The sequence below is a fragment of the Thermogemmatispora sp. genome (assembly GCF_042408735.1).
GTDB lineage: Bacteria > Chloroflexota > Ktedonobacteria > Ktedonobacterales > Ktedonobacteraceae > Thermogemmatispora.
Window position 1 is genome coordinate 39,657 of the sequence record NZ_JBHOQV010000070.1, and the last position, 22,880, is coordinate 62,536.

Below are 22,880 nucleotides of genomic sequence, written 5' to 3' on the forward strand. Positions count from 1 at the left end.
AATCCATATGACAACTGTGAGCGAGGCGTCCCTCACCAGCCAGAAAGCAGCAGCGGAACGTCGCTATCTTCTGACCGCCCTGGCCAGGGTACGTCAGGCCCTCGTGCGCCACTGCCTGCGTTGTCGGGGAGAAGAGGGAAATGCCGCCTTTCCGGGCAGCGAGAGCGATTCCCGCCTCTTAGAAGAGCATCTGGCCGAAGCGGCCTCGGCTCTGGAGGGGCCGGCTCCCCTGCAACGCCTCTGCTCGGCCTTCGGTCTCTCGCCCTTTGAACGCGACCTGCTCCTCCTCTGCGCTGGCGTCGAGCTGGACAGTGGTTTGGCCGGTCTCTGCGCGCAGGCTATGGGGCAGGCGGCGAGCAGCCGTGGACAGAGCGCGCTGCCTACCTTCAGCCTGGCGCTGGCGGCCCTTCCGGGTGCCCATTGGGATGCCATCGCGCCTGAGGCTCCTCTGCGCCGCTGGCAGCTTCTCACCCTGGGCAGTGGCGCTACCCTGACCATGACGCCCCTGCGCATCGATGAACCGATCCTTCACTATCTGGTTGGCCTGCCCTACCACGACCCGCGCCTGAGCCTGCTGGGGCCCATTGCCCCGCCGGCCAACGATCTGCCGCCCTCACAGCAGCGAGTTTGTACCAGGCTGCTCGCCGCCTGGGGAGGACAATCGGCGGCCTCCGTCTCGTCCAACCCCGGACCTAAACGCTGGCCGCTCATCATTCTCGCCGCTCCTCAAGAGCAGGACGGACAGCGGCTGGCGGCGCGGGCCTGCGCGCAACTGGGGCTGCACCTCTGGACTCTACCGGCTGCCGATCTGCCTGTTGCCTTGAGCGAGCTAGAGCGGTGGGCACGCCTCTGGGAGCGTCAGGCCATCCTGACGGGCAGCGCTCTCCTCCTGGACTGCGGCCAGCTCAGTCCCGAGGACCGTCCCACTCTGCGAATCCTGGAACGCCTGGTGCGTCTCTGGCGGGTGCCCCTCATCCTGAGCTGTCGCGACGCTGCCCCCTTACGCTCCTGGCTGACGTCCGTCACCCCGATCAGCCTTGAGCTGGAGCCGCCGTCGCTGGCGGAGCAAGAGCAGCTCTGGCGGCAGGCTCTCAGTGCCTTGCCGCTGGCTGTCGACCTCAACGGTCATATCGAGTCGCTGGCCATGCAATTCCCGCTCTCCGGGGCCGCTATCGAGCGCGTCTGCGCCCGGCTGCTGGTCGAGCCAGAGCGCCTGGCACTGCCCACCGACGAGCTAGCACGGCAACTCTGGAACGCCTGTCGGCTCCAGGCTCGTCCGGCCCTGGACGACCTGGCGCAGCGCCTCGCTCCGTCGGCGCGCTGGGAGCAACTTGTCCTGCCCGAGGAGCAGCGGCGTCTGCTGCAAGAGATCGTGGCCCATGTGCGTCAGCGGGTCACCGTCTATGAGCGCTGGGGCTTCGGGCACCAGGGAGCGCGCGGCTTGGGCATCAGCGCCCTCTTTGCCGGCGGCAGCGGCACCGGCAAGACCCTGGCCGCCGAGGTGCTGGCCCACGAGTTGGGTCTCGACCTCTATCGCATCGATCTCTCCGCCGTTGTCAGCAAATACATTGGCGAAACCGAGAAGAACCTGCGGCGTATCTTCGATGCCGCAGAAGAAGGGGGGGCTGTCCTCCTCTTTGACGAGGCCGACGCCCTCTTTGGCAAGCGCAGCGAGGTCAAAGACAGCCATGACCGCTACGCCAATATTGAGGTCGGCTATCTGCTGCAGCGCATGGAGACCTATCGCGGCCTGGCCATTCTCACCACCAACCTTAAGCATGCCCTCGACCCGGCCCTCCTGCGCCGCCTGCGCTTCATCCTCCACTTCCCCTTTCCCGACGTAGCCATGCGTCTGGAGATCTGGCGACGCATTTTCCCGCCGAACCTCCCGCGCGAGGGGCTGGACCTGGAGAAGCTGGCGCGGCTGCACGTGGCCGGCGGCAATATTCGCAATATTGCCCTCTATGCCGCCTTTCTGGCCGCAGAGGCCGGCGAGCCGCTGCGTATGAGCCATCTCCTGCGCGCCGCCGCCGTTGAATATGCCAAGCTGGAGAAACCGCTGACCGAGGCCGAGATCGGAGGCTGGCTATGATGAAGACAGGCCGTCGTTCTACCCACGGACGCGACCTCGAGGCAAACCAGAGCCGACAGCGCTCGCTCCCCCCTATCGACTCCTGCGAGAGACCCAGCCTGCAGGGGCAGCCCCTCGATGAGGAGACGCGGGCCTTTATGGAGCCGCGTTTTGGGCACGACTTCAGTCAGGTGCGCATTCACGTCGATGAGTGGGCGGCAGAATCTGCCAGCGCCCTGGGCGTGGCAGCCTACACGATTGGACAAGACATTGTTTTTGCCAGCGGACGCTATGCCCCGACCACGCCGCAGGGGCGCTGGTTACTGGCCCACGAGCTGACGCACGTGGTCCAGCAGGGTGAGACTCAGACTCAGCTCTCTTCCGCCGATCTGCCTCTTCCCATACAGGCGCACCAACTGCCGGTGAGCGAGGCGGCAGCCCCCCAAGAGCGCGAGGCCAGAGCCGTCGCTGATCAGGTGCTCAGCGCGCCAGCGGCGCGCGTCTACGTCAGCCAGCGGGCGCCTGGTGACCACCTCTGGTGCTATCAGGCGGGCGAGAGCGGTCACGGCGCCATCGAGGAGGAGGCCCTGAGCGCCGTCGGCTTCGGGCCAGAGGATGTCAAGGCCATCTACTTCGGCAACTGGCTGCGTGACATGTCGCAGCTTCCATCAATCTTTCGCCCCTACCTCGTTCTGCAGGGACTGAGCGAGTTCCATCGCCTGGTGGTTCCCGCCGATCTGGGCACCTATATCTCTTCTGAGCACGTCGATAATCCCAAAGGCGGCGGGAGCATCGAAGATCCGCTGCTCAGCGCCGCCGAGCGGGCCAGGCAGGAGCAGGATCTCTCCTCGGATCAGCGAAGGGCCTATGAGGAGGCCAATCGCTACCAGGCCGGGGGCGGAGACGCTGCCAGCCGAAATCTACCGGACTACATTGAGCGCGGCAAGTTTCATGCTAAGTACAAGCTGGCGGAAGCCATAGAGGAGGGACACACGCCGCGCGGCATGAGAGCGCTGGGCGACGCCCTGCATGTCGTCGAAGACTACTACTCCCATTCCAACTTTGTCGAAGTCTGCCTCTATCTCCTCAAGCAGGATGGCAGCATTCCCGAGAGCGAGTATCGGACCCTGGCCACCACCAGACTGGGCCACGAAACGGCCTGGATCGGCACCCCTGATGGAGCCGCCCGTCCTGCTATCATCAGCGGCACCTACGCCACCACCTGGGATAAGGTGGTGAGCATCGTGGAGGTCGTCCGTGCCAGGCTGGAGCAGGTGATGGTCAAAACAGGCCGTTTCCTTGGGGGGATCAGCGGAGCCATCGCGGGCGGCGTCGCGGGCTTCTTCCGCGGCGGCTTTTCAGGGGCGGCTGAAGGCTGGCGGACGCATTCCGGCTTAAGTGCCCTTGGACACGCCTTCACCGGCTTCCTGAGCGGCGCCACCTCTGGCTTGCTTACCGGTGGCGCCAAAGGCTACGAAGAAGGCGTCAGAGCAGGAGTCGAGCGGATACGGCGCGATCTCGGTCTGGCCCTGGTCGTCCTGGACGAAGTGGCGCAGACTGCCACGGCCCAGGCGGCCTCCTCTGCGGCCAGGAAAGGTCTGGGGCCGACCCACTCCGAGATCGCCAAAGATTCGCCCGATCACCCCCTCTTTGCTATCTCGCGCATGTTGGCGGTCGAGGCCGATCGAGAGATTGGCAGAGCGATGCAAGAGATCTGGTCTGACACGAGTGCTATCCGCGACAGAGCGACTATTGAACGAGTGACCGGTCTGGTCGATAAGTATCTCTGCTATCCCGAGGATACCCCCGACGCCTGGTGGCGGGCGCCGTTGATCGCCGCCGTCAAAAACAGGGGGCACTAATCTGCTAAGCAAGGACCAGGGCGGCCACGCTAGCACAAGGAGCACAGCGGATGTCCCACCATCTCAGGCCCACCAGGGAAGAGAGCAAGCGCCCGGTTCAGGTGCCTCAAGCGCCTGCACACAAGGAGGAAGTTCAGGCGGGTGAGCCGCTAGACGCCCAGACGCGGGCCTTCATGGAGCCGCGCTTCGGGCACGACTTCAGCCAGGTGCGCATCCATGCCGGCGATGAGGCGGCCCAGGGGGCGCGAGTCCTTGAGGCACGGGCTTACACCATCGGGCAGGATATCTTTTTCGGCCGGGGGGAGTATGCTCCGCAGACAGAGACAGGCCGGCACCTGCTGGCCCACGAGCTGGTCCACACGCTGCAGCAAAGCGGGGAAACCCAAGCCGATGGCCCCCTTGTCGTCGGACCGGTCGACGATCACTATGAGCGTGAGGCCGAGCAAGTAGCGGCCCAGGTCACAGCGGCTCCCGCCGCGCTACCGGTTGTCGGCCACCTCTCCCCGGCGGCCCCCGCGCGGGTCATTCGGCGCTCCTGGCTGGGGAGCGCTCTTGGAGGGCTGGGAGGGGCGATCGTCGGCGCCGTCGGCGGCTTCCTGGTGGGCGGTCCAGCTGGCGCGGTGATCGGCGGTATCGGTGGTCTGCTGGGCGGGGCCGCGGTAGGTGACAGGCTCTCGCAGCAGCGCCGCTCGCTCTTGCCCGATGAGATCGCCTATGCCCGCGAAATCTATGCCGATAGTCTCGATTATACGGCCATCACAATCACCAAACACAGCGTGCTCTCTGCTGGCGCCTCGCGAACAGTCGGCAATACCATTAACCTTGAGGATGTCTACTACGACGGCAATACGCTCAATTTGACACCGGAAGGCAGGCTGATCCTCATCCATGAGATGGGGCATGTCTGGCAGTATCAACATGGGGGCCTGGCCTACATTCCGGAGAGCCTGGTCGCCCAGATACGGGCCTCCCTCGGAAGCGGAAGCCGCAACGCTGCCTATGACTGGCGGGCGGCCTTGAGGGCAGGCCAACCCTGGGAGGAGTGGAATCCCGAGCAGCAGGCCGAGGCAATTGAAGAGTATAACCGGGCGTTGCGGCGCACCCGAGATGGTACAGCCACCTTCCAGGATTATCAGGACCTCTCCGCGCTGCAGCCCTACATTGATAAGGTCCGCCGTGGCGAAGGCGCGCCGCATGGCATGTTGGGCGCCTGGCTTGGCGGGCTTGGGGGAGCCGCGGCTGGCTGGCTGATCGGTGGCCCGGTGGGGGCGCTCGTGGGAGGCCTCGGTGGCCTCGTGGGCGGGGCTCTGCTTGGCGCCGCTTTGAAGTGAGGCTGACAGCCATGTTACTCACCATACAGAACATCCTGCGAAACCTGCTCTACGAGCGTGGCAAGATCAACGAGCAAGAGGTTGCCGTCATCTTCGAGGCCCCCACCCGGGAGCGCCTTGAGCGCCTCTGGCAGCCGGCGGTCAGCCTCTTCCTCTACGCCATTCATGAAAACGTCGAGCTACGTCAGAGTAGCTATCGGACTGTAGCCACCGACAATGGACGGGCCGAACGTCGGCCCCTGCCGCGGCGCTTCGACCTGCGCTACATGGTCAGCGCCATCAGCAGCGAGGTCGAGGACGAGCAGCAACTGCTCTGGCGCGTGCTCACCACCCTTGTGCGCTACCCGCAGGTACCGGAGGAACTGCTGCCGGCTGAGCTACGTGCGCTGGCCGTACCGCTCGTCAGTAAGCTGGCCCAGGAAGACGACTCGGGGCAGCTCATTGCCCTCTGGAACAGTCTGGGTAGCCCGCCGCGCCCGGCCCTGGCCTACACGCTTACCGTACCCGTGGAGCTGGCCCTCGTTGCTGAAGCCCCGCTGGTGCTGAGGCGTGTGGCTCGCTACCACCGGCACTTGCCGGGCGAGGGGGAGAGGCAGGCTGTCGAGAGGGGCCTCGTCCTGGGGGGAGTGGTGCGCAACGAGCAGGGCCAGGCCCTGGCCGGGGTGCGTGTGGCTCTGGAAGGGCACGCTGAGGAGGGCGTTACCGACAGCGCCGGGCGCTTTGTCCTGGGCCATCTGCCGCCACAGCGAGCCGTCCTGCGCCTGACGCCGCCTGTGGGGCCGGCCCGACGCCTGACTCTCGACTATGGCGACGACTCGTCGCCCGCTGTCGATCAGCCAGGCGCGCGCGGCTCCCTCTCCTACTACGAAATCGTGCTGGAGAGGCTACCGGCCCTGGAGACCTGAGCCGTAGCGCTTCCTGTCTATGAGCCAATCTGTAATGACCCATTCTTGAGCCTGAGAAAGAAGGAGGACCAGGGACCATGCCCGAATACCTCTCACCCGGCGTCTACATTCAGGAGGTAGACAGCGGGCCACGGCCCATTGAAGGCGTCGGGACCGCTACCGCGGCCTTTGTTGGCTTTGCCCCCGCCGGGCCGGCCAATCGACCGGTGCTCATCACCAACTGGTCGCAGTATGTCGCCACCTTCGGTAGCCTCGAAGAAGGAGGACTGCGCAATCCCCACCTGCCCGGCTCCTACCTCTCGCATGCCGTCTACGGCTACTTCCTCAACGGCGGCGGCCGCTGCTACGTCACGCGCCTGGTCAACAACAACACCAAGAGAGACAAGGCCACGCCGGTGCTGCTGCCCAGCCGTGCTTCCAAAGCCCTGCCCTCGCTCATCGTCCATCCCAAGAACGTGCCCGAGCAGGACATTCAGATTGAGATCCTGCCGCCGACCAAAACCCTGCCGTCCCCCTCCTCCCCGGCGCCAGCCGAAGGTGAGTCGAAGGAAGGCGAGGCCGCTGCCGCCGCCTCTCCGGGCAAGGCTGGCCTCTTCACTCTCAAAGTGCGCATGGGCGACGAAGAGGAAGTCTATGAAAACCTGAGCGTCGGTGGCAGTGGAGCCGGCGTCAAATCCGCGGTTGAGACGGTCAACCAGCTCAGCCAGCTCATCCGCCTGGTGGAGCCGAAGACCAGCGGCAGCCCCATCGAGCGAGCTCCCGAGCCGGGCACCTATGTTCTCAGGGCGCCGGCCCAGCTCGCCTTGCCCCAGGTGCAGCCCGACCACTTCGCTGGCAGCGCCGCCGAACGCAGCGGCTTCGAAGGGCTGGAAGTGGCCGAGGAGGTCACGATGGTCTGCTGCCCCGACCTGATGGCCGCCTACCAGGCCGGCCTGATCAGCCGTGAAGGCGTCAAAGCAGTCCAACTGGCGATGATCGCTCACTGCGAGCGCATGGGGGACCGCATCGCCATTCTGGACCCATTGCCGGATCTCTCACCGCAGCAGGTTAAGGTCTGGCGAGAGGCCGAGGCCGCCTACGACTCGAAGTTCGCTGCCCTCTACTATCCCTGGGTCAAGATCTCCGGCCCCGATGGCCGCCCTCTGGCCGTCCCACCTTGTGGCCACATCGCTGGCATCTACGCCCGCAGCGATAACGAGCGCGGCGTCCACAAGGCGCCCGCCAACGAGATCGTCCGCGGCGCCCTGGAGGCCGTCATCCAGGTCACCAAAGGCGAACAGGACACCCTCAACCCCAGCGGCATCAACTGCATCCGCTCCTTTACCGGGCGCGGCCTGCGCGTCTGGGGGGCACGCACCCTCAGCAGTGACCCGGCCTGGCGCTATATCAATGTGCGCCGCCTCTTCAACTATATCGAGAAGTCGATCGAGCGCGGCACCCAGTGGGTGGTCTTCGAGCCCAACGATGTCGACCTCTGGGCCCGCGTCAAGCGCGACATCACAGCCTTCCTGACGGGGGCCTGGCGTGACGGCATGCTCTTTGGCCGCTCGCCAGAAGAGGCCTTTTTTGTCAAATGCGACGAGGAGCTGAATCCACCCGATGTGCGCGATCGTGGAATGCTCTTCATCGATATCGGCCTGGCACCCGTCAAGCCCGCCGAGTTCGTCGTCTTCCGCCTGCGCCAGTGGGCCGGAGGCGGCGCCTAGGCTCCGGTCCCTGAGCTGCCGCGAGAGGACAGTCGGGCAAGTCACCCGCTTGTGGCGGGCCACGGGCCGGACCGTTCGTTGGTGACTGAGAACGCACAGAGGAGGAGCTTATGCTAGACAAAGATCCACTGGTCTCATCATGGTTTAGCGTCGAGTTTCAAGGTCAGATCGTCGGCGCATTTCGAGAATGCAGCGGCCTGGGAAGCGAAAATGAGATCGTCGAATACAAAGCCAGCGGGCCGCGAGGCGAGTTTGTTATCAAGAAGGTGCCAGGCCGCCTCAAATGGACCAACATCACGCTCAAGCGCGGCATTACCGACTCGATGGATATGTGGCAATGGCGCAGGCTTGTCGAGCAGGGGAGAATTGACGAGGCACGCAAGAACGGTACCATCACCATGTACAATCAGCAGGGCGAGCCGGTGGCGCGCTGGAACTTTATCAATGCCTGGCCGAGCAAGCTGACCGGTCCCAGTGCCAACGCGCACCATAACGAGGTGGCCATCGAAGAGCTGGAGATCACCCACGAGGGCTACGAGCGCGTCAGCTAAACCAGGGCCCCGTGGCTGGCTTGGGAGCCGAGATAGCGATGCTACAGACCGAGTTTTCCTTTACCTTGCCCTGCGGCTACGTCGACGCACGTGGAAACCTCCATCGGCAGGGCACGATGCGCCTGGCGACCGCCCTCGATGAGATCGAGCCGCTGCAGGACGCGCGGGTGCGTGCCAACGAGGCCTATCTGACGATCCTGGTGCTCAGCCGCGTGGTGACGCGCCTGGGCGATCTCCAGCCGGTCGACGTCAGAGTGATCGAGGGTCTCTTTGCCGCCGATCTGGCCTACCTGCAGCAGCTCTACGTCCAGATCAACGAGGTGGGCACGACCCTCTTCGAAACCCAGTGTCCCCGCTGCGGCCTGCGCTTCTCGCTCGACCTGACGGAAGGGGGTGAAGCTGATGAGCGATCAGCCCGTCTCTGATCCGCAGGCGACCGGCTCCAGCGCTGATGCTGGCCGGCCTGGAACTGAGAGCACCAGCGCCGCCATTAATGTTGAGCAACTGGCGGAGAAGGTCTATCAATTGCTGCGTCAGGAGGCCCGCCTCTCCCTGGCCCGCGGGCAACGGGGGCCAGGGCATCCCCTGACGCGCGGAAGGTGAGGAGCCGATGGCCACCGAAGCCTATCCGGGTTGCCGCTTCTATGTCCTCTTTGAGGGCCAGGCTCAGGGAGTCTTTACCGAGGTCAGCGGGCTGCAGGTTGAGATGGATATCCTGGAGTATCAGGAGGGCGGCAACAACGGCTTTGTCTATCGCCTGCCTGGCTTTACCAAAGTGAGCAATCTGACGCTCAAGCGGGGTCTGACGACCTCTAATGAGTTTTATCGCTGGCTTGCCGATGTGGCCAGTGGGCGCCTCAAACGTCGCCATATCTCGGTCGTTATGTACGACGTGGCGGGCAACGAGCTGATGCGCTGGAACTTTCTCAATGCCTACCCGGTGAAATGGGTCGGTCCCCAGTTGCGGGCGCCGGATAATACGGCGGCCATCGAGACCCTCGAGCTGGCCCACGAGGGCGTGACCCTCGGCTGAGCGCGCAAGTGGGGAGACGGAGGAGGGCTAACCATGCGTCGACACCTGCTGCTGATCTCTCTGCGTCGCCGGCGGCTGCTGGGCCTTGCGCCCGTTCCACGCCTGCCGCGCGCTCTGGAAGAGCGCCACGCTCTGGCTGCTGCCCTTGGCCTGACGACCCTCGCCGGAGGCGATCGGCGCCTGCACCAGCTTCCGATGGCTCGACCAGTCTGGCTTCCGCTCTCCTCAGCCGTCCAACTACCAGCCGGAGAGGAAGAGCTGCCGCCCTCGGCGAGCGGCCAGGGAGCAGAGGACCAGCCGCTCTCCGAAGGCCAGATCCCGGCACCAGTGGCCGGAGGAACGGGGGAGGAAGATCGGAACCGGCAGGCTGCCCATGCCGACGAAGAGGAGCGGGCGGCCCCATCCGGGCCGTTCGAGCGCAACCAGCCGGAGACCAGACCTCCGCTGCCGCTGGGGCCTTCTGCGGGTCGCGGACATCTGATCGAGCTGGGTCGGGCTGGTGAGCCTGCTGGTGAGTCTGCTATCGCCACAGCAGGTCCTGCTGTGCCTGACCACGGTCTCGCCAGGACGGACCAGAAGCTCCCGCTGACCCGACAGTTGGCGACAAAGGGCACCGCGGAACCGAAGCCGGAGCCAGCCAATGAGGCGGCCCAGCTCTTCAGGCCGCGGCCGGACGAGGCTGAACGCTCGCCACAGAGCTGGCTCCGGCGTCTGGTGGAGCAGGCCAGGCGCGAACAGGGACTGCCTGCTGAAGGGCATGAGCCAGGTACGGAGCCGAACCGCGCTGCGGAGCCGCCGACGCCAGCAGGCAAAGCCAGAGAAAGCGCACATACAGCCGCTCAGGCGCCGCTGTCCCAAGCGAGCGACGCTCTCCAGGGTCAGAGAGGCGCGCCAAAGGCGCAGCGCTTTCCTGCAGCAGAGGCCGGGTCAAGGAAGGGAGAGCCGCCAGCCCTCATCGCCCGCCGCTTTCTCAAGCCGCTGTTGGGTCTTGACCTGGCCGAGGTCGCACTCTATCGCGATGCCCAGGCAGCGCACGCCACCGAGGTCCTGGCCGCTGACGCCCTCAGCAGCGCCGCCGGCATCGAACTGGCGCCCCACCAGGCCCAAACCACACCGGAGGGCCTCGGCCTTCTAGCTCACGAGCTAACACATGTGATGCGCCGACACCGAGCGCGCTTCCTGCCGCCAGTAGTGGGAGGCAGGCCGACGCCTGACCTGGAGCAGCCTGCGGAGCCAGTCCTGCAGACAGACGAGGAGCGGCTGGCTCTTGCTGTCGAGCGCCGCGTCCGCCACCAGGCGCGGAAGGCTTTCGCGGTGACCACCCCAGCCCCAGCGCTCCAGCCAGAGCAAGCGACCCAGCTGAAGCCGGAGGTTCCAGCGCCCATGACCGCGACAGAGCCATCCGCCGCCGCTGAGCGTTCGCCCGAGGACCAGCGTGTCAGCCAGGGCGGGCGCGGCATCTGGGGTAGTCTACCAGCTCCCTGGGAGCCGCTGCCTGCCTGGCTGACGGTGCCGACTCCCGCCTTCGGCCCGCCCTCAAGTGAGAGCAGCTCGGATGTGAGCCTCTCGAGGCCAGTCGGGCCACTTCCGCCCTCTCCAGCTGAGAGCGCGCCCCCGCCCCCAGTCGAGTCCGAGGGCAGCCAGCGCGCCGGCGTCGAGCGTAACCTGGCCACGCCTGTAGGCGGCAAGGGCGAAGCGTCGCCCGCTATCTCCGCAAACAGGGCGCCAGAGCCGGACCTTGATGCCCTGGCGCGCCAGGTCTATAGCCTGCTCAAGCGCCGCCTGAGCGTCGAGCAGCGTCGCCTCCTCTCGTAGAGGGGAGCAGACACCCCAAGGAAGGAGAGCAGCCGATGCAAAGCAGTCCGCTGGCCCTGGCCACCATCGTCGATCACGATCACAACTGCAGCGTCGAGTGCATGTTTAATCCCAAAGAATACACCTTTAGCAAGCAGAACTCATGGACTGCCAGGGAGAGCAAAGGCACCAACATCGCCCGGCTGGAGTTTGGCAGCGGTCAGCCCACTACGCTGCAGATGCAGCTCTTCTTTGACACCTACACCAACATCAAAAGCAATGGCCAGGGAGGCGGCCCCAAAGACGTACGCAAAGCCTATACCGAAAAAATCTGGAACATGATGAAGGTCGATCCAGCGCTCGGGCCTCTGGGAGGCCGGGGAGGGGGCGCCAAGCACAAGAAAGGGAGGCCGCCAGTTGTCAGCTTCCAGTGGGGAGCGATCTGGAGCTTCAAGGCCGTCATCACCAACATTCGTGAGCGCTTTACCCTCTTTCTCCCCGACGGCACGCCGGTGCGCTCTACCCTCGATGTCACCTTTCAGCAGGTGCAGGACAAAGACGACTACCCGCCGACCAATCCCACCTCGGGTGGAGCGGGAGGCGAGCGCGTCTGGCGTGTCTGCGATGGGGATACCCTGGCCTGGATCGCCTACAAGGAGTATGGTGACCCCAACCTCTGGCGCCTGATCGCCGAGGCCAATCGCCTGACCCGTGTGCGGCAACTCACGCCAGGCCTCTTGCTGGAGATTCCCAATGCCACAGAATGAGAATCTGCTCAGCCTGCTCTCCATCAAAATTGGAGCGACCGACGTCTCGCCGGACTTCATGAGTGACCTGCTGGAGGTCACCGTCGAGAACAGCCTGCACCTGCCGGACGTCGCCACCATTGTCCTGCATGACACACGGCTGCACTGGATCGACGATAGCAGCCTGGTGCCGGGCAAGAGCGTCCAGATCGAGGCCCACAGCGGGCGGCGCACGAAGCAGCTCTTCGACGGCGAGATTGTCGAAATCGAGCCGTTCTTTGACGCCAGCAACCAGCAGCTTATCATCCGCGCCTTCGATCGCCTGCATCGCCTCGGGCATGGGAGCCGTGTGCGCTCCTTCGTCAACGTCAGCGATGAAGACCTGATCAAGAAATTGGCTGCCGAGGCCGGGCTAGAGGCCCAGGTAGGGATCAGCGGGCAGGTCCATGACTACATCTTTCAGAACAACGAGAGCAACCTGCAGTTCCTTCAGCGCCGGGCGGCGGCCCTGGGCTGTCTGCTCTATGTCCAGGGGAAAACCCTGCACGTCGAGCCGCTCAAGAACGGCGGGGGCCAGCTTGAACTTGAGTGGGGGGTCAACCTGCATGAATTTGCGCCGCGCCTGACCACTATTGGCCAGCTCAGCAAGGTCACCGTGCGCGGCTGGGACCCAGAACAGCGGCGTGCAGTTGTGAGCCAGGCGCAGCAGGGACGGGGAGCACCGCAGATTGGGCAAGAGCAAAGCGGCGGCGATCTCGTTCAGCAGGCCTTTCAACTGACAGCAGAGGCGCTCGTGGGCGCGGGATCGGTGCGCACGCAGGCCGAAGCGGACCGCCTTGCGCAGGCAGTGGCCGACCGCGCCGCCGGACGCTTTATCGAGGCTGAGGGGGCCTGCAGTGGGTTGCCTGCCCTGGTGGCGGGCGTCAGCGTGCGCATCAAAGCCGTGGGCACGCGCTTTAGCGGCACCTACTTTGTCACCAGCACTCTGCACAGCTACAGCGCACGCCAGGGCTACCTCACCCGCTTCAGCGTCAGCGGCTACCAGCCCGCCACCCTGCTCAACCTGCTGAATGGAGACCAGAGCCAGACCCTGACGACCGCCTCGCCCGTCGGCTCCCTCCCCTCGAGCATGGGCCTGGTAATTGGAATCGTCACCGACAACGACGATCCCGCCGGCTGGGGACGAGTGAAAGTCAAATACCCCACTCTCTCCGAGGAGCATACCAGCGGCTGGGCGCGCCTGGTGGTCCCAGGCGGGGGCGCTCAGCGCGGCATCCAGTTCCTACCAGAGATCAACGATGAAGTTCTGGTCGGCTTCCTTGAGGGCGACGTCCAGCACCCCTATATCCTGGGCGGCCTCTGGAATGGTCAGGACAAGCCACCGGAGCCACAGGCTACAAGCGGGGGCCGGGTCCAGAAACGTCTCCTGCGCTCGCGCAGCGGACATCTGATCACTCTGGACGATAGCGAGGGGGGCGGCGGCATCACCATCGCCGATAGCGCGGGGAACAGCCTCAAGATCGAAACCGCCTCCAACAGCCTTCAGATCAGCGTGCAGGGCAACATCAGCCTGAAAGCTCAGGGAACACTCTCCCTGGAAGCTCAAGGGCAGATCCAGCTCAAAGGGCAGGGCATCAGCATCGATGGCGGTGCCGGCGTCGTCACCGTCAGAGGCACGACCATTCAGCTCAACTGAGCGACGCCAGCTACCAGCAAAGAAACATGCTGCAATTGCCTGCAGATGAGACGTTTTCTTCAAGACAGCAGGCACCGGAAATGGAGCAAACAGAGGAGGAGCGACCAGTATGGGGCAACCGGCAGCCAAGCAGGGCGACCAGATCACCGCTCTTGACACCCACATCGTCCTGATTCCCTCGCCAGGGGGAGCGGTGCCGACACCCCTGCCCCATCCCTTTACGGGCGTCATCAACGGCAATCTCAGCCCCAATGTCACCATCATGGGGCTGCCAGCGGCTACCCAGGGGAGTACCGCCGACAACCTGCCGCCACACATCCCCCAGGGCGGCCCCTTTCAGCGTCCCCCGAGCAACCGAGGGGTCATCATCGAGGGCAGCGCCACAGTCCTGATCAATGGCAAACCGGCGGCCCGTAACGGCGACAGAGCCATGACCTGCAATGATCCGAGCGATCTGCCCGTGGGAAGTGTGGTAGCAACTGGGACCGTTCTTATCGGCTAGAACCTCGACATAGGGAGAAGCTTGCCGGGTCGACTCAGGCCCAGGCAAGCCAGGCCGCGCTAGCAGCAGGCACTACCAACAGCGCGGGCACAACAGCACGGCGCGGAGGCGCAGTGAAAGAGAGGAAGAAGCACGATGCGCGATTTTCTCGGGACCGGCTGGGCCTTCCCGATCCATATCGATGCCCACGGACGCATTGCTCTGGCGCGGCATGAGCGCGATATCGAGGAGGCCATACGCATTATCCTGCTGACCCCCAAAGGGCAGCGCGTCATGCGGCCTGAGTTTGGCTGCCAGATTCACGAGCTGCTCTTTGCCCCCAACAACGCCACCACCTGGGGCCTGGCCGCCTATTATGTCGAAGAAGCCCTGGGCATGTGGGAGCCACGCATTCGCCTCCTCAGCGTTGAGGCGCGCCCCGATCCCGGCGACCCGGGGCGCCTGCTCATCGACATCGAATACGAAATCAAGGCCACCCATGATCGCCGCTCGCTGGTCTTCCCCTTCTACCGCATTCCTGGGGAGGGCGAAAGCGGCCTGGCGGAAGCGGTTGGCCAGAGGGAGGGCTAGCCATGCCATTGCCTGCACCCAAGCTAGACGATCGCCACTTTCAGGACATCGTCGATCAGGCCAAGCTGCTCATTCCTCACTACTGCCGCGAGTGGACCGATCACAACGTGAGCGATCCAGGGGTGACCCTGATCGAACTTTTTGCCTGGATGACCGACATGTTGCTCTATCGGGTCAACCAGGTCCCCGACAAGAATTACATCAAATTTCTCGAGCTGATCGGCATGCACCTGGAACCACCGAGGGCAGCAACGGCACCGATCACCTTCTATCTCTCCGCCGCGCAGTCGACGAGCGTCACCATTCCCGCTGATACCGAGGTCGCCACCGTGCGTACCGAGAGCAGCCCAGCCATCATCTTCACTACAGAGCAGCCGCTGACCATTCAGCCGCCGCGCCTGATCGACACCTTCACTCGCAACGCCAGCCAGGGCAGCAACTGGCTACGTCACAACCTGCCGCCGGAGGGAGCGCGTGGGCGCGAGAAGCGGGTCGCTCTCTTTCCCCAGAAGCCAGCCCCGGGCGATGCCTTTCTACTGGCTTTTGAAAACGATTTGAGCAATCACCTGCTGGCCCTGATAGTAGACTGCGAGCGAGCTGGGGGGGCCGGCGTCGATCCGAGCAAGCCGCCGCTGATCTGGCAGGTCTGGCAGGGGAGGGCCGCGCGCTGGGTGGGCTGCGAGCTGGAATATGACGGGACTGGGGGCTTCAACGAAAGCGGTGAGATCATTCTCCATCTGCCGGAAATGGCCCGCTCCGAGTTTGCAGGTGTGACCGGCTACTGGCTGCGCTGCCGGCTGACTGAAGCGCAAGGCGGACCAGGGTCCTATCAGGTCTCACCGGTCTTGCGCCGCCTGCGCGTCGAGGCCCGTGGGGGGACAGTCAGCGCGCGCCATGCCATTACCGTCAAAGAGGAGGTGCTCGGCATCAGCGATGGCACCCCAGGCCAGGTCTTCCGGCTTCAGCATACTCCTATTCTCGCCCTCGACCCCCAACAGGAATACCTGGTCTGCGAGCCGCCAGGCGGAAAGCCTCAGAGCTGGCACGAGGTCGAAGACTTTGCGGAATCCGGCCCGGAGGATCGTCATTTCACTCTGGATAAGCTCGACGGTACGCTCACGCTTGGGCCGGCTCTCCTGCAGCCCGATGGCACCGTCTACCGCTTTGGCTCCGTGCCTGAGAAGGGGAGCCTGCTGATCTTCAAGCGCTACCGCTACGGTGGAGGCGTGGTCGGAAACGTCGCCCGCGGCACGCTGACGGTTCTCAAGACGGCAATCCCCTACGTGGCTCACGTCACCAATCGCCTGGCCGCCGTCGGGGGACGCGATGCCCAGAGCCTGGAAGAGGCCAGGCTGCGGGCTCCTCAGAAGCTGCGCGCGCGCACACGAGCGGTAACCGCCGATGACTATGAGTACCTGGCCTGCCAGGTCCCCGGAGTAGCGCGTGCCTGCTGTCTGGCCCCCGGTGCCCAACCGGGAGAGCGGGGCGATCCGCGTCCGGGCCAGGTCTTCGTCATTATCCTGCCGCAGGTCGATCAGCCCGAAGGGGACCTGGCGCCCGAGCAACTGGCCCTCTCCGCCGAGCTGCGCAGCGCGGTCCTCTCTTACCTGCAGCCCCGGCGCCTGCTCGGTACCGCCCTCGAGATCCATCAGCCTCACTATGTGCGCGTCTCGATTCAGGCCGAGCTGCGCGTCCCTGAGCATAGCGACCCTGCCCTGATCGAAGCTGTCCAACAGGAGGCCCTGGCGGCCCTGCGACGCTACCTCAATCCCTATCTCGGGGGGCCTCGCGCCAACGGCTGGCCCTTCGGGCGCGCGCTCAACCGATCCGAGCTTTACGGTCTTCTGCAGCGTATTGAGCATGTGGAGTATGTAGAGAATCTGGTCATTAGCGTTGGTGAGGTGGGGGCGGCGGAGAAGCCCCTGGCGGGCAATCAGCAGACGGTGCGGATTCCCCGTCACGGTTTGATTTGTTCTGGCCAGCATCAAATCAAGGTGCGCTGAAAAAGATGGCTACGCCACAGCTTGTTGTCCGCCTGCAGGGTGAGATCATCAAAACGCTGCCGCTCACGACGCCGGTGCTGCGCATCGGGCGTGGGCCGGAGAGCGATCTGGTGCTCGATCATCAGATCATTTCGCGTCATCACGCTGAGCTGCGCCTGACGCCCCAGGGTTGCATTCTGACGGACCTGGGCAGCTCGAACGGGACCCTGGTCGGTCAGCAGCGCTTGCTGCCGCATCAGCCCTACCTCCTGCGCGATGGGGCCAGTTTTCAGATTGGCCCCTATCTGATCACCTACGAAGCGGAGGCGGGGACGGCCCCACGGCTGACGGCGCCGGCCCGGGAGGGTGCAACTCCCCGGGAGGGTGCAACTCCGGGGGCGGCCAGCTCCACAGAGAGAGAGCAGCGGCCCACAGGGGGGCAGCCCGCCGCTCCCCCGATGGCGGCCTCCACCCCTGCCAGGCCCGCCGTGCCTGTTGCTGGGTCGCAAGGCTCCCCGGTGAGGGCGGCACGTCCCGTCACGCCCGTGGCCACTCCGCCTCGACCGAGCATCGGTGGTCTCTACCTGCGCTATCTCCCCGACATTTATCAGGAGAGCGATTTTCTGCAGCGTTTCCTGCACATCTTTGAAGACATCTGGGAGCCGTTGGAGCAGCGCCAGGATCATATCGAGCTGTACTTTGATCCGCGCACCTGTCCCAAGAGCTTCTTGCCCTGGCTGGCGAGCTGGCTGGACATCCCTCTCAGTCCGCACTGGCCCGAGGCCCGGCAGCGACGTTTGCTGGCCGAAGCCTGGGAACTCTATAGCTGGCGAGGTACTCTCTATGGACTCAAGCGCATGATCGAGGTCTGCACTGGTTTACAGCCTGACATCTTTGAGAAGCCGGATGAACCATTTATCTTTCATGTGCGTGTCAGGCTGGCCCCGGCGGCGGGTCACGAGATGGTTGATCGAGCCTTCCTTGAAGAGCTGATTCAGTTGCACAAGCCAGCGCATGCCGGGTACATACTGGAGGTGATTCCATGACCAATGAAGAGTACATAGGCCGGACTGTGGGGCAGTATCGAATAGAAGCGGTGCTGGGGGCGGGAGGAATGGGGCAGGTTTTTCGTGGTGTCCATCAGCTCCTGGAGCGCCCGGCGGCCATCAAGGTCATGCTGCCCAGTTTCGCGGCCCGTCCCGACTTTCGCGCGCGCTTTCTACAGGAGGCCAGGGCGGCGGCGGCCCTCCATCATCCCAACATTGTTGAGATCTACGACTACGGTGATGACAATGGCCTGCTCTACATGGTCATGGAATACATGGGGGACGGTGCGCTCAGTACCCTGCTCAAGCGGCAAGAAGGAAAGCGGTTACCGCTGCCGCAGGTGCTCATATTGGGCATCCAGGTCGCGCAGGGGTTAGCCGCGGCCCATGCGCTCCAGGTTGTCCACCGTGATATCAAGCCGGCTAATCTCCTGCTGAGGCGCCTGGCCGGCTCGGAGCCGGGAAGTGGGCGCTATCTGGTCAAGATCAGCGATTTCGGATTGGCGCGCCTGGTAGAGGGTGGGGTAGAGACAGTCACCGGCACGCCGATGGGGACCCTGGCCTATATGTCGCCCGAGCAATGTCTTGGCACCAAGACCATTGATGGGCGCAGCGATCTCTATGCGCTGGGGGTCGTCTTATACGAGATGCTCACCGGCTCTCTGCCTTTTCAGATCAGCGGCGTAGCCGACGCCATCTACAAGCATGTCAATGTCATGCCGCCGCGTCCGCGCGAGCTGCGACCTGAACTCCCCTCTATTCTGGAAGAGATCGTGATGTGCTGCCTGGCCAAGAAGCCTGAGGAGCGCTTTGCCAACGGGCAAGCGCTGGCAAATGCCCTGCAGAACGTGCTGGGCGGCAGTGGTGAGGGAGAGGCGGCCTTCACCTCGGCCTCGGGACCAGGGTCGGGTCCAGCGAGCCTGCAGACGCGTACCACGCTGGAAGCGCCGCCCTCGCCGACAGCGCTGCCGGCTCCTCCCACGGTCTCCACCATGCCGGGCTACAGCGACGTGCCGCGGGTGCGCGTGATCGATGAGAACGGGCGCACGCTGCAGGTCGTCGAAGTCAGAGCGACGGGCATCATCGTAGGCCGGCAGGAGGGGAGCGATATCCTCCTGCTCTCGAAGCAGGTCTCGCGCCAGCACCTGCGCATCACCTGGGACGGTAAAGAGGTGCGGCTCCAGGATCTCGGGTCAAGCAACGGCACCCTCCTGGAGGGGGTGCGTCTCATGCCACAGGTCAGCCAGGTCTGGCAGGAGCGGCAGATGGTCCGCCTGGGGCCTTTCTGGCTGCGCCTGGAAGGTGCCAGTCCCCCGGCCACCATGCTCCGCTCCGATATGGCGGCGAGTCCCGTGCCCGGGGCCATGCGGCCCACCGGCATGGGAAGCAGCACCTATGCCAACTATGCCGGACCGACGGTCGCCAATACCGTGAACAGCCAGGGACCGACCTCCCTGGCTGCAGAGCGCATTGGCCTGACGGTTGTCCCCAAGACCTTGACGCTGGTGCCTGGTCAGGCGGCCACCGTGCAGCTCACCCTGACCAATATGGGGAGCACTGTCGACTGGTTCACGCCAACGGTCGAGGGAGTGCCTGCCGAATGGCTGCATGGGGTCGGGCAAGAAGTGCAGCTTAATCCGGGTATGCAGGAGACTGTCACCCTGACAATCAATGTGGCGCGCCGTCCGTCGCATCGGGCTGGCCGCTATAATGTCCTCATCCGGGCGCGCTCGCGCGAGCAGCCTCAGGAGTATAGCCAGACCGGCTGTGTCTGGACCGTGCAGCCTTTCCATGACGAGACCTTGCGCCTGGAGCCGCGCCGCGCCGCTGGTCGTGGCAGGGCTTCCTATACCCTGGCGGTGACCAACAGTGGCAATGAGCCAGCGCGCTATCAACTGGAAGGCGAGGATGACGAACAGCGATTGCGCTACCTGTTCCGCGTGAATCCGCTGGAGCTGGAGGCGGGACGTGAGGCGCGGGTTGGGCTAACCGTGCAGGAGCGGCGGCGCCTCATAGGGCGCGAAGAGCGCATTCCCTTCCAGATCCATCTGAAGACCGTGGGAGAGCAGCGCAGTCAGAGCAGCGCCGGCGAGTTTGTCAACAGGGCGCTGTTGCCGCCCTGGATTGTACCAGCGCTGCTGGCAGTGATTCTGATGGCGGGGGGGACGCTGGCCCTGGCACGGGGGCTGCTGCCGCTGCCCGGCAAGACCGGAACGGTCGTCTCTACGCCGACCCCCAATGTAGGGGCCACCCTCACGGCCCTGGTGCAGACGGGGGCCAGCACTGCGACGGTGGCCGCCGTGAGCAGCCAGGCGACGGCTCAGGCCAACGCCACGGCGGCGGCCAACGCCACAATGCAGGCCAGCCAGAACGCCACGGCCACGGCGGCAGCCAGCGCTACTGCGGCCGCCCAGAGCAATCTGCCGCCTCCCCAGGCGCAGACCGTCACTACCGTGCTCACGGGTCTGGCCGCTCCCATCGGCATGGAGTATGTAAAGGCCAGCGACCGCCTCTTCTTCGTCGAGTATGGAGGAAAGGTCTCGGTCTTGCTCAATGCCTCGGCGAGCAGTCCTGTCTACTCGGTCCTGGGCAGTGGCTACAGTCAGCTTGAAGACGTGGCCGTTGCTCCCGATGGGCAGACGCTCTATGTGAGCGAGCGCGGGGGAACGCTCTATCGCATCGATCTGGCGGTGGGGGCTAATCGCAGTCAGGCCAGCGTGGTGGCCTCCGGGCTGGCGGCCCCGCAACAGATCGCTCTTGACGGCAACGTGGCCTATCTGGCGCTCTTCAACGACAGCGGGTTCCCGGGCAGTGTCGTCAAAGTCGATCTGAGCAGCGGGACCGTGACAACGGTCCTCTCCCATTTGCAGCATCCCATCGGCGTGGCAGTGGCCGCCGACCATCAGACGCTCTACGTGACCGAACAGCAGCCCGACGGGAGCGGAACCCTCAGCAAGTTCGATCTGGCCACGGGGACACGTACACAGCTCGTTCAGAGCCAGGGAGCCCCCTTCTTCTTCCTGCACTGGGCCAACAGCCAGCAGACAGCCCTGCTGGTGACAGAGCGCGTCCCCACCAATGAGATCTGGTATGTCAACCTGGCTGCGAATCCTGTCACGCGCTCGTCGGTGGCCCATCTTATTGCCGGGGCCAGTCCCTCCGATGTGGTGGTCGCGGCGTCGCAGCAGGGCCAGTCTTTTCCGATGCTGGTCTCCGCCGCCGGGATTGGTCAGATTCTGAGGCTGGCCTAGTAGGCTATGGGTAGGCTATGGGACCGCCTGCCTGACTCTGGCCAGCTCATTCGCTTCAGGGAGGGGCTGAACGCCGCAGGGAAAGGGCGGGGGGAAGTGCCTTCGCTGTGGTCAGGGTGGGCGGTCAGCTCCTCTCGCGCATTGTAGAAGTAGTGGCTGGGGAGAGATGGGAGATCTTCATGATCTCCTCAAAGAGCTGCTGGGTCTCGGGCAGCGGCTCTATACCTAGCTCCTCCCGTAAAAGTTGGCGGCACTGCTCGTAGCAGCGTACGACCTCGCTGCGCCTGCCGCTGACGCCGTGGGCGCGCATGAGCTTGCGATAAGCTTCTTCATCGAAGCGATCGAGTGTGAGCAAGAGGCGAATCCAGGCCAGCGCGGTTTCGCTGCGACCCTCCTGCAGCTCATAGTCAGCCAGCCAGGCGCACATGCGGCGATAGGTTTGTGCCAGCTCCTCGCGTGGCAGAAATGACCACTCGGCGTAGAGGTCCTCCACGAGGAAGGGGCCGCGATAGAGCTTACAGGCCTCCTCGTAGCAGCGTGCCCTCTCCACCTGGTCCCTCGCCTGGTTGCCGGCGGCGAAGAGACGGCGGAACTCGCTGACATCTGTCCAGAAGCTGACGGCAGGATTGAGCAGGTAGCTCTGTCCCTTGTAGAGGATATAGCCACCGCCGGGCTGGGGCTGCTCCCCGTTCAGTGAGGCGCGTAAGGCGCTGACCGCGATCTGCAGCTTGTGCCGGCTGGCTTCGCGCTCCTCCTCGCTCCACAGCTCGGCCATCAGCGTATCGACGCTGGCCTGTTGCTGAGGCTGAGCCAGCAAATAGCGCAGGATGGCCTGCCCCTTGGTATTGCGACACAGCTCGACCAGCGGCCCCTCCGCGTCCCTACGTCTGACGGTAAAGCGGCCAAAGCAGGTGATATAGAGGGGAGGCAGCGTGCTCGCCGGCCCCGCTTCGGAAAGGGAAGGACAAGAGGAAGAAAGATAGCGGGGGTGAGTCTGCAGAGGAATGATGGCCGGTCCAGGCAAGCTTCCTCCGTGAGCGGGGGCAGTCACGAGGTCGTCTGCGGCGCGATCTGTACTGGGAACCTGAGTGGGCGTGTTCGCCACCAGCGGTGCGGCTGGTTCCTCCTGGAAGGCCTGGCGCTCCATAGTGGCAAGCTGAGCCTGCCAGGCCGCCCGCACCTCGACCACGTACCGCTTGGCTTCTCTCAGCAGTTGCTCTGCCTGTAGAATCTTTACCTCTAAAGACTGTAAATTTGATAAAAGTGTTTCTAAAACCGATTTATTTTCTGATGGCCAGGTTAGCCGGTCATCGATTCTCCCTTCTAGAGAGGCCGGTTCAGAGAAATTGTGAGTTGCCATCGTTTCCGGTCCTCCTGATAGTCTGCCTGTTCTCTGTAGAGAAAAACGTGAACGCTCCTCTCTTTTCGATGCCCGATTCGGCTTCACGATCCAGCCTTCGTCGGCCTCCGCTTGTGCTCATGCCTGGCGAGGTAATCCACTGGCCGCCGATGAGCCGGAGCGCGATCGGATTGAGGCGAACGGGCGCGTCGGCCTCAGCAGACTTCGTGGTGGCTGGCCCGATCTCTGAGTAGGAGAGAGCAAGAGGAGCGGGTAGGGTCTGACCACGAGTTCGTCCCAGAAGGTAAAGGGAGAGCGTCTTGCAAGACATTCTTCCAGCAACAGCTTGAATAGGGCAAACTTTCATCTCTCTAAAAACTGCTGAGCTTAGGGAAAGTGGCGCAGAGAGCAACAGGCCCCCTCAAAAGCTGTCTCATGCTAAGAAACGGAGGAACTTTTGATGATTGTGATTGAAGATGACAATTGAGAGCAAGC

At 64.3% G+C, this 22,880-nt stretch carries 18 protein-coding genes; 17 read left to right on the top strand and 1 reads right to left on the bottom strand.

The genetic code is table 11. The annotated features are described in order from the left end of the window. Positions 1-7: 7 nt before the first annotated feature. The 17 genes from ACFMO7_RS05505 to ACFMO7_RS05585 all read left to right on the top strand — a co-directional run bounded on the left by ACFMO7_RS05505 (position 8) and on the right by ACFMO7_RS05585 (position 21,046). Positions 8-2,092: an ATP-binding protein gene (locus ACFMO7_RS05505; RefSeq protein WP_376794513.1), complete on the top strand. Its 2,085-nt coding sequence runs from the start codon at positions 8-10 to the stop codon at positions 2,090-2,092. Then, positions 2,089-3,933 carry a DUF4157 domain-containing protein gene (locus tag ACFMO7_RS05510; protein ID WP_376794514.1) on the top strand — a complete coding sequence of 615 codons (1,845 nt, stop codon included), beginning with the start codon at positions 2,089-2,091 and terminating at the stop codon, positions 3,931-3,933. The genes ACFMO7_RS05505 and ACFMO7_RS05510 overlap by 4 nt, the downstream gene beginning before the upstream one ends. A gap of 50 nt (positions 3,934-3,983) precedes the next feature. Then, positions 3,984-5,264 (top strand): DUF4157 domain-containing protein, encoded by a 1,281-nt coding sequence (locus tag ACFMO7_RS05515; protein ID WP_376794515.1) that lies wholly within the window; start codon positions 3,984-3,986, stop codon positions 5,262-5,264. A gap of 11 nt (positions 5,265-5,275) precedes the next feature. Next, entirely contained in the window at positions 5,276-6,169 is an 894-nt protein-coding gene (locus ACFMO7_RS05520; protein ID WP_376794516.1) for a Pvc16 family protein, read from the top strand. Between the two features lie 77 nt (positions 6,170-6,246). After that, positions 6,247-7,875, top strand: coding sequence for a phage tail sheath family protein (locus tag ACFMO7_RS05525; RefSeq protein ID WP_376794517.1), 1,629 nt, complete (start codon positions 6,247-6,249; stop codon positions 7,873-7,875). A gap of 110 nt (positions 7,876-7,985) precedes the next feature. Beyond that, entirely contained in the window at positions 7,986-8,426 is a 441-nt protein-coding gene (locus ACFMO7_RS05530; protein ID WP_376794518.1) for a phage tail protein, read from the top strand. Positions 8,427-8,464: 38 nt separating this feature from the next. Then, positions 8,465-8,851, top strand: coding sequence for a phage tail assembly protein (locus tag ACFMO7_RS05535; RefSeq protein WP_376794519.1), 387 nt, complete (start codon positions 8,465-8,467; stop codon positions 8,849-8,851). After that, positions 8,829-9,029 (top strand): hypothetical protein, encoded by a 201-nt coding sequence (locus tag ACFMO7_RS05540; RefSeq protein ID WP_376794520.1) that lies wholly within the window; start codon positions 8,829-8,831, stop codon positions 9,027-9,029. The genes ACFMO7_RS05535 and ACFMO7_RS05540 overlap by 23 nt, the downstream gene beginning before the upstream one ends. Positions 9,030-9,036: 7 nt before the next feature. Next, entirely contained in the window at positions 9,037-9,459 is a 423-nt protein-coding gene (locus ACFMO7_RS05545; RefSeq protein ID WP_376794521.1) for a phage tail protein, read from the top strand. A gap of 33 nt (positions 9,460-9,492) precedes the next feature. Continuing rightward, positions 9,493-11,274: a DUF4157 domain-containing protein gene (locus tag ACFMO7_RS05550; RefSeq protein ID WP_376794522.1), complete on the top strand. Its 1,782-nt coding sequence runs from the start codon at positions 9,493-9,495 to the stop codon at positions 11,272-11,274. A 35-nt stretch (positions 11,275-11,309) separates the two neighbouring features. Beyond that, a complete protein-coding gene (locus ACFMO7_RS05555) occupies positions 11,310-12,020 on the top strand; it encodes a peptidoglycan-binding protein (protein WP_376794523.1) in 711 nt (236 codons plus the stop codon). After that, positions 12,007-13,695 (top strand): VgrG-related protein, encoded by a 1,689-nt coding sequence (locus ACFMO7_RS05560; protein WP_376794524.1) that lies wholly within the window; start codon positions 12,007-12,009, stop codon positions 13,693-13,695. Before ACFMO7_RS05555 ends, ACFMO7_RS05560 begins: the two co-directional genes overlap by 14 nt. Before the next feature lie 109 nt (positions 13,696-13,804). Then, positions 13,805-14,197, top strand: a complete 393-nt coding sequence (locus tag ACFMO7_RS05565; protein WP_376794525.1) for a PAAR domain-containing protein — start codon at positions 13,805-13,807, stop codon at positions 14,195-14,197. 135 nt (positions 14,198-14,332) lie between these two features. Beyond that, on the top strand, positions 14,333-14,767 hold the full coding sequence (locus tag ACFMO7_RS05570) for a GPW/gp25 family protein (protein WP_376794526.1): 435 nt from the start codon (positions 14,333-14,335) through the stop codon (positions 14,765-14,767). 2 nt (positions 14,768-14,769) lie between these two features. Continuing rightward, positions 14,770-16,770: a putative baseplate assembly protein gene (locus tag ACFMO7_RS05575; protein ID WP_376794527.1), complete on the top strand. Its 2,001-nt coding sequence runs from the start codon at positions 14,770-14,772 to the stop codon at positions 16,768-16,770. A 5-nt stretch (positions 16,771-16,775) separates the two neighbouring features. Then, the gene (locus ACFMO7_RS05580) at positions 16,776-17,795 is read left to right on the top strand and encodes a phage tail protein I (protein ID WP_376794528.1); all 1,020 of its coding nucleotides are present in this window, start codon (positions 16,776-16,778) and stop codon (positions 17,793-17,795) included. Beyond that, entirely contained in the window at positions 17,792-21,046 is a 3,255-nt protein-coding gene (locus tag ACFMO7_RS05585; RefSeq protein ID WP_376794529.1) for a protein kinase, read from the top strand. The genes ACFMO7_RS05580 and ACFMO7_RS05585 overlap by 4 nt, the downstream gene beginning before the upstream one ends. Before the next feature lie 124 nt (positions 21,047-21,170). On the opposite strand, the gene ACFMO7_RS05590 is transcribed toward ACFMO7_RS05585, so the two are convergent. Continuing rightward, positions 21,171-22,406 carry a BTAD domain-containing putative transcriptional regulator gene (locus ACFMO7_RS05590; protein ID WP_376794530.1) on the bottom strand — a complete coding sequence of 412 codons (1,236 nt, stop codon included), beginning with the start codon at positions 22,404-22,406 and terminating at the stop codon, positions 21,171-21,173. Between the last annotated feature and the right edge of the window lie 474 nt (positions 22,407-22,880).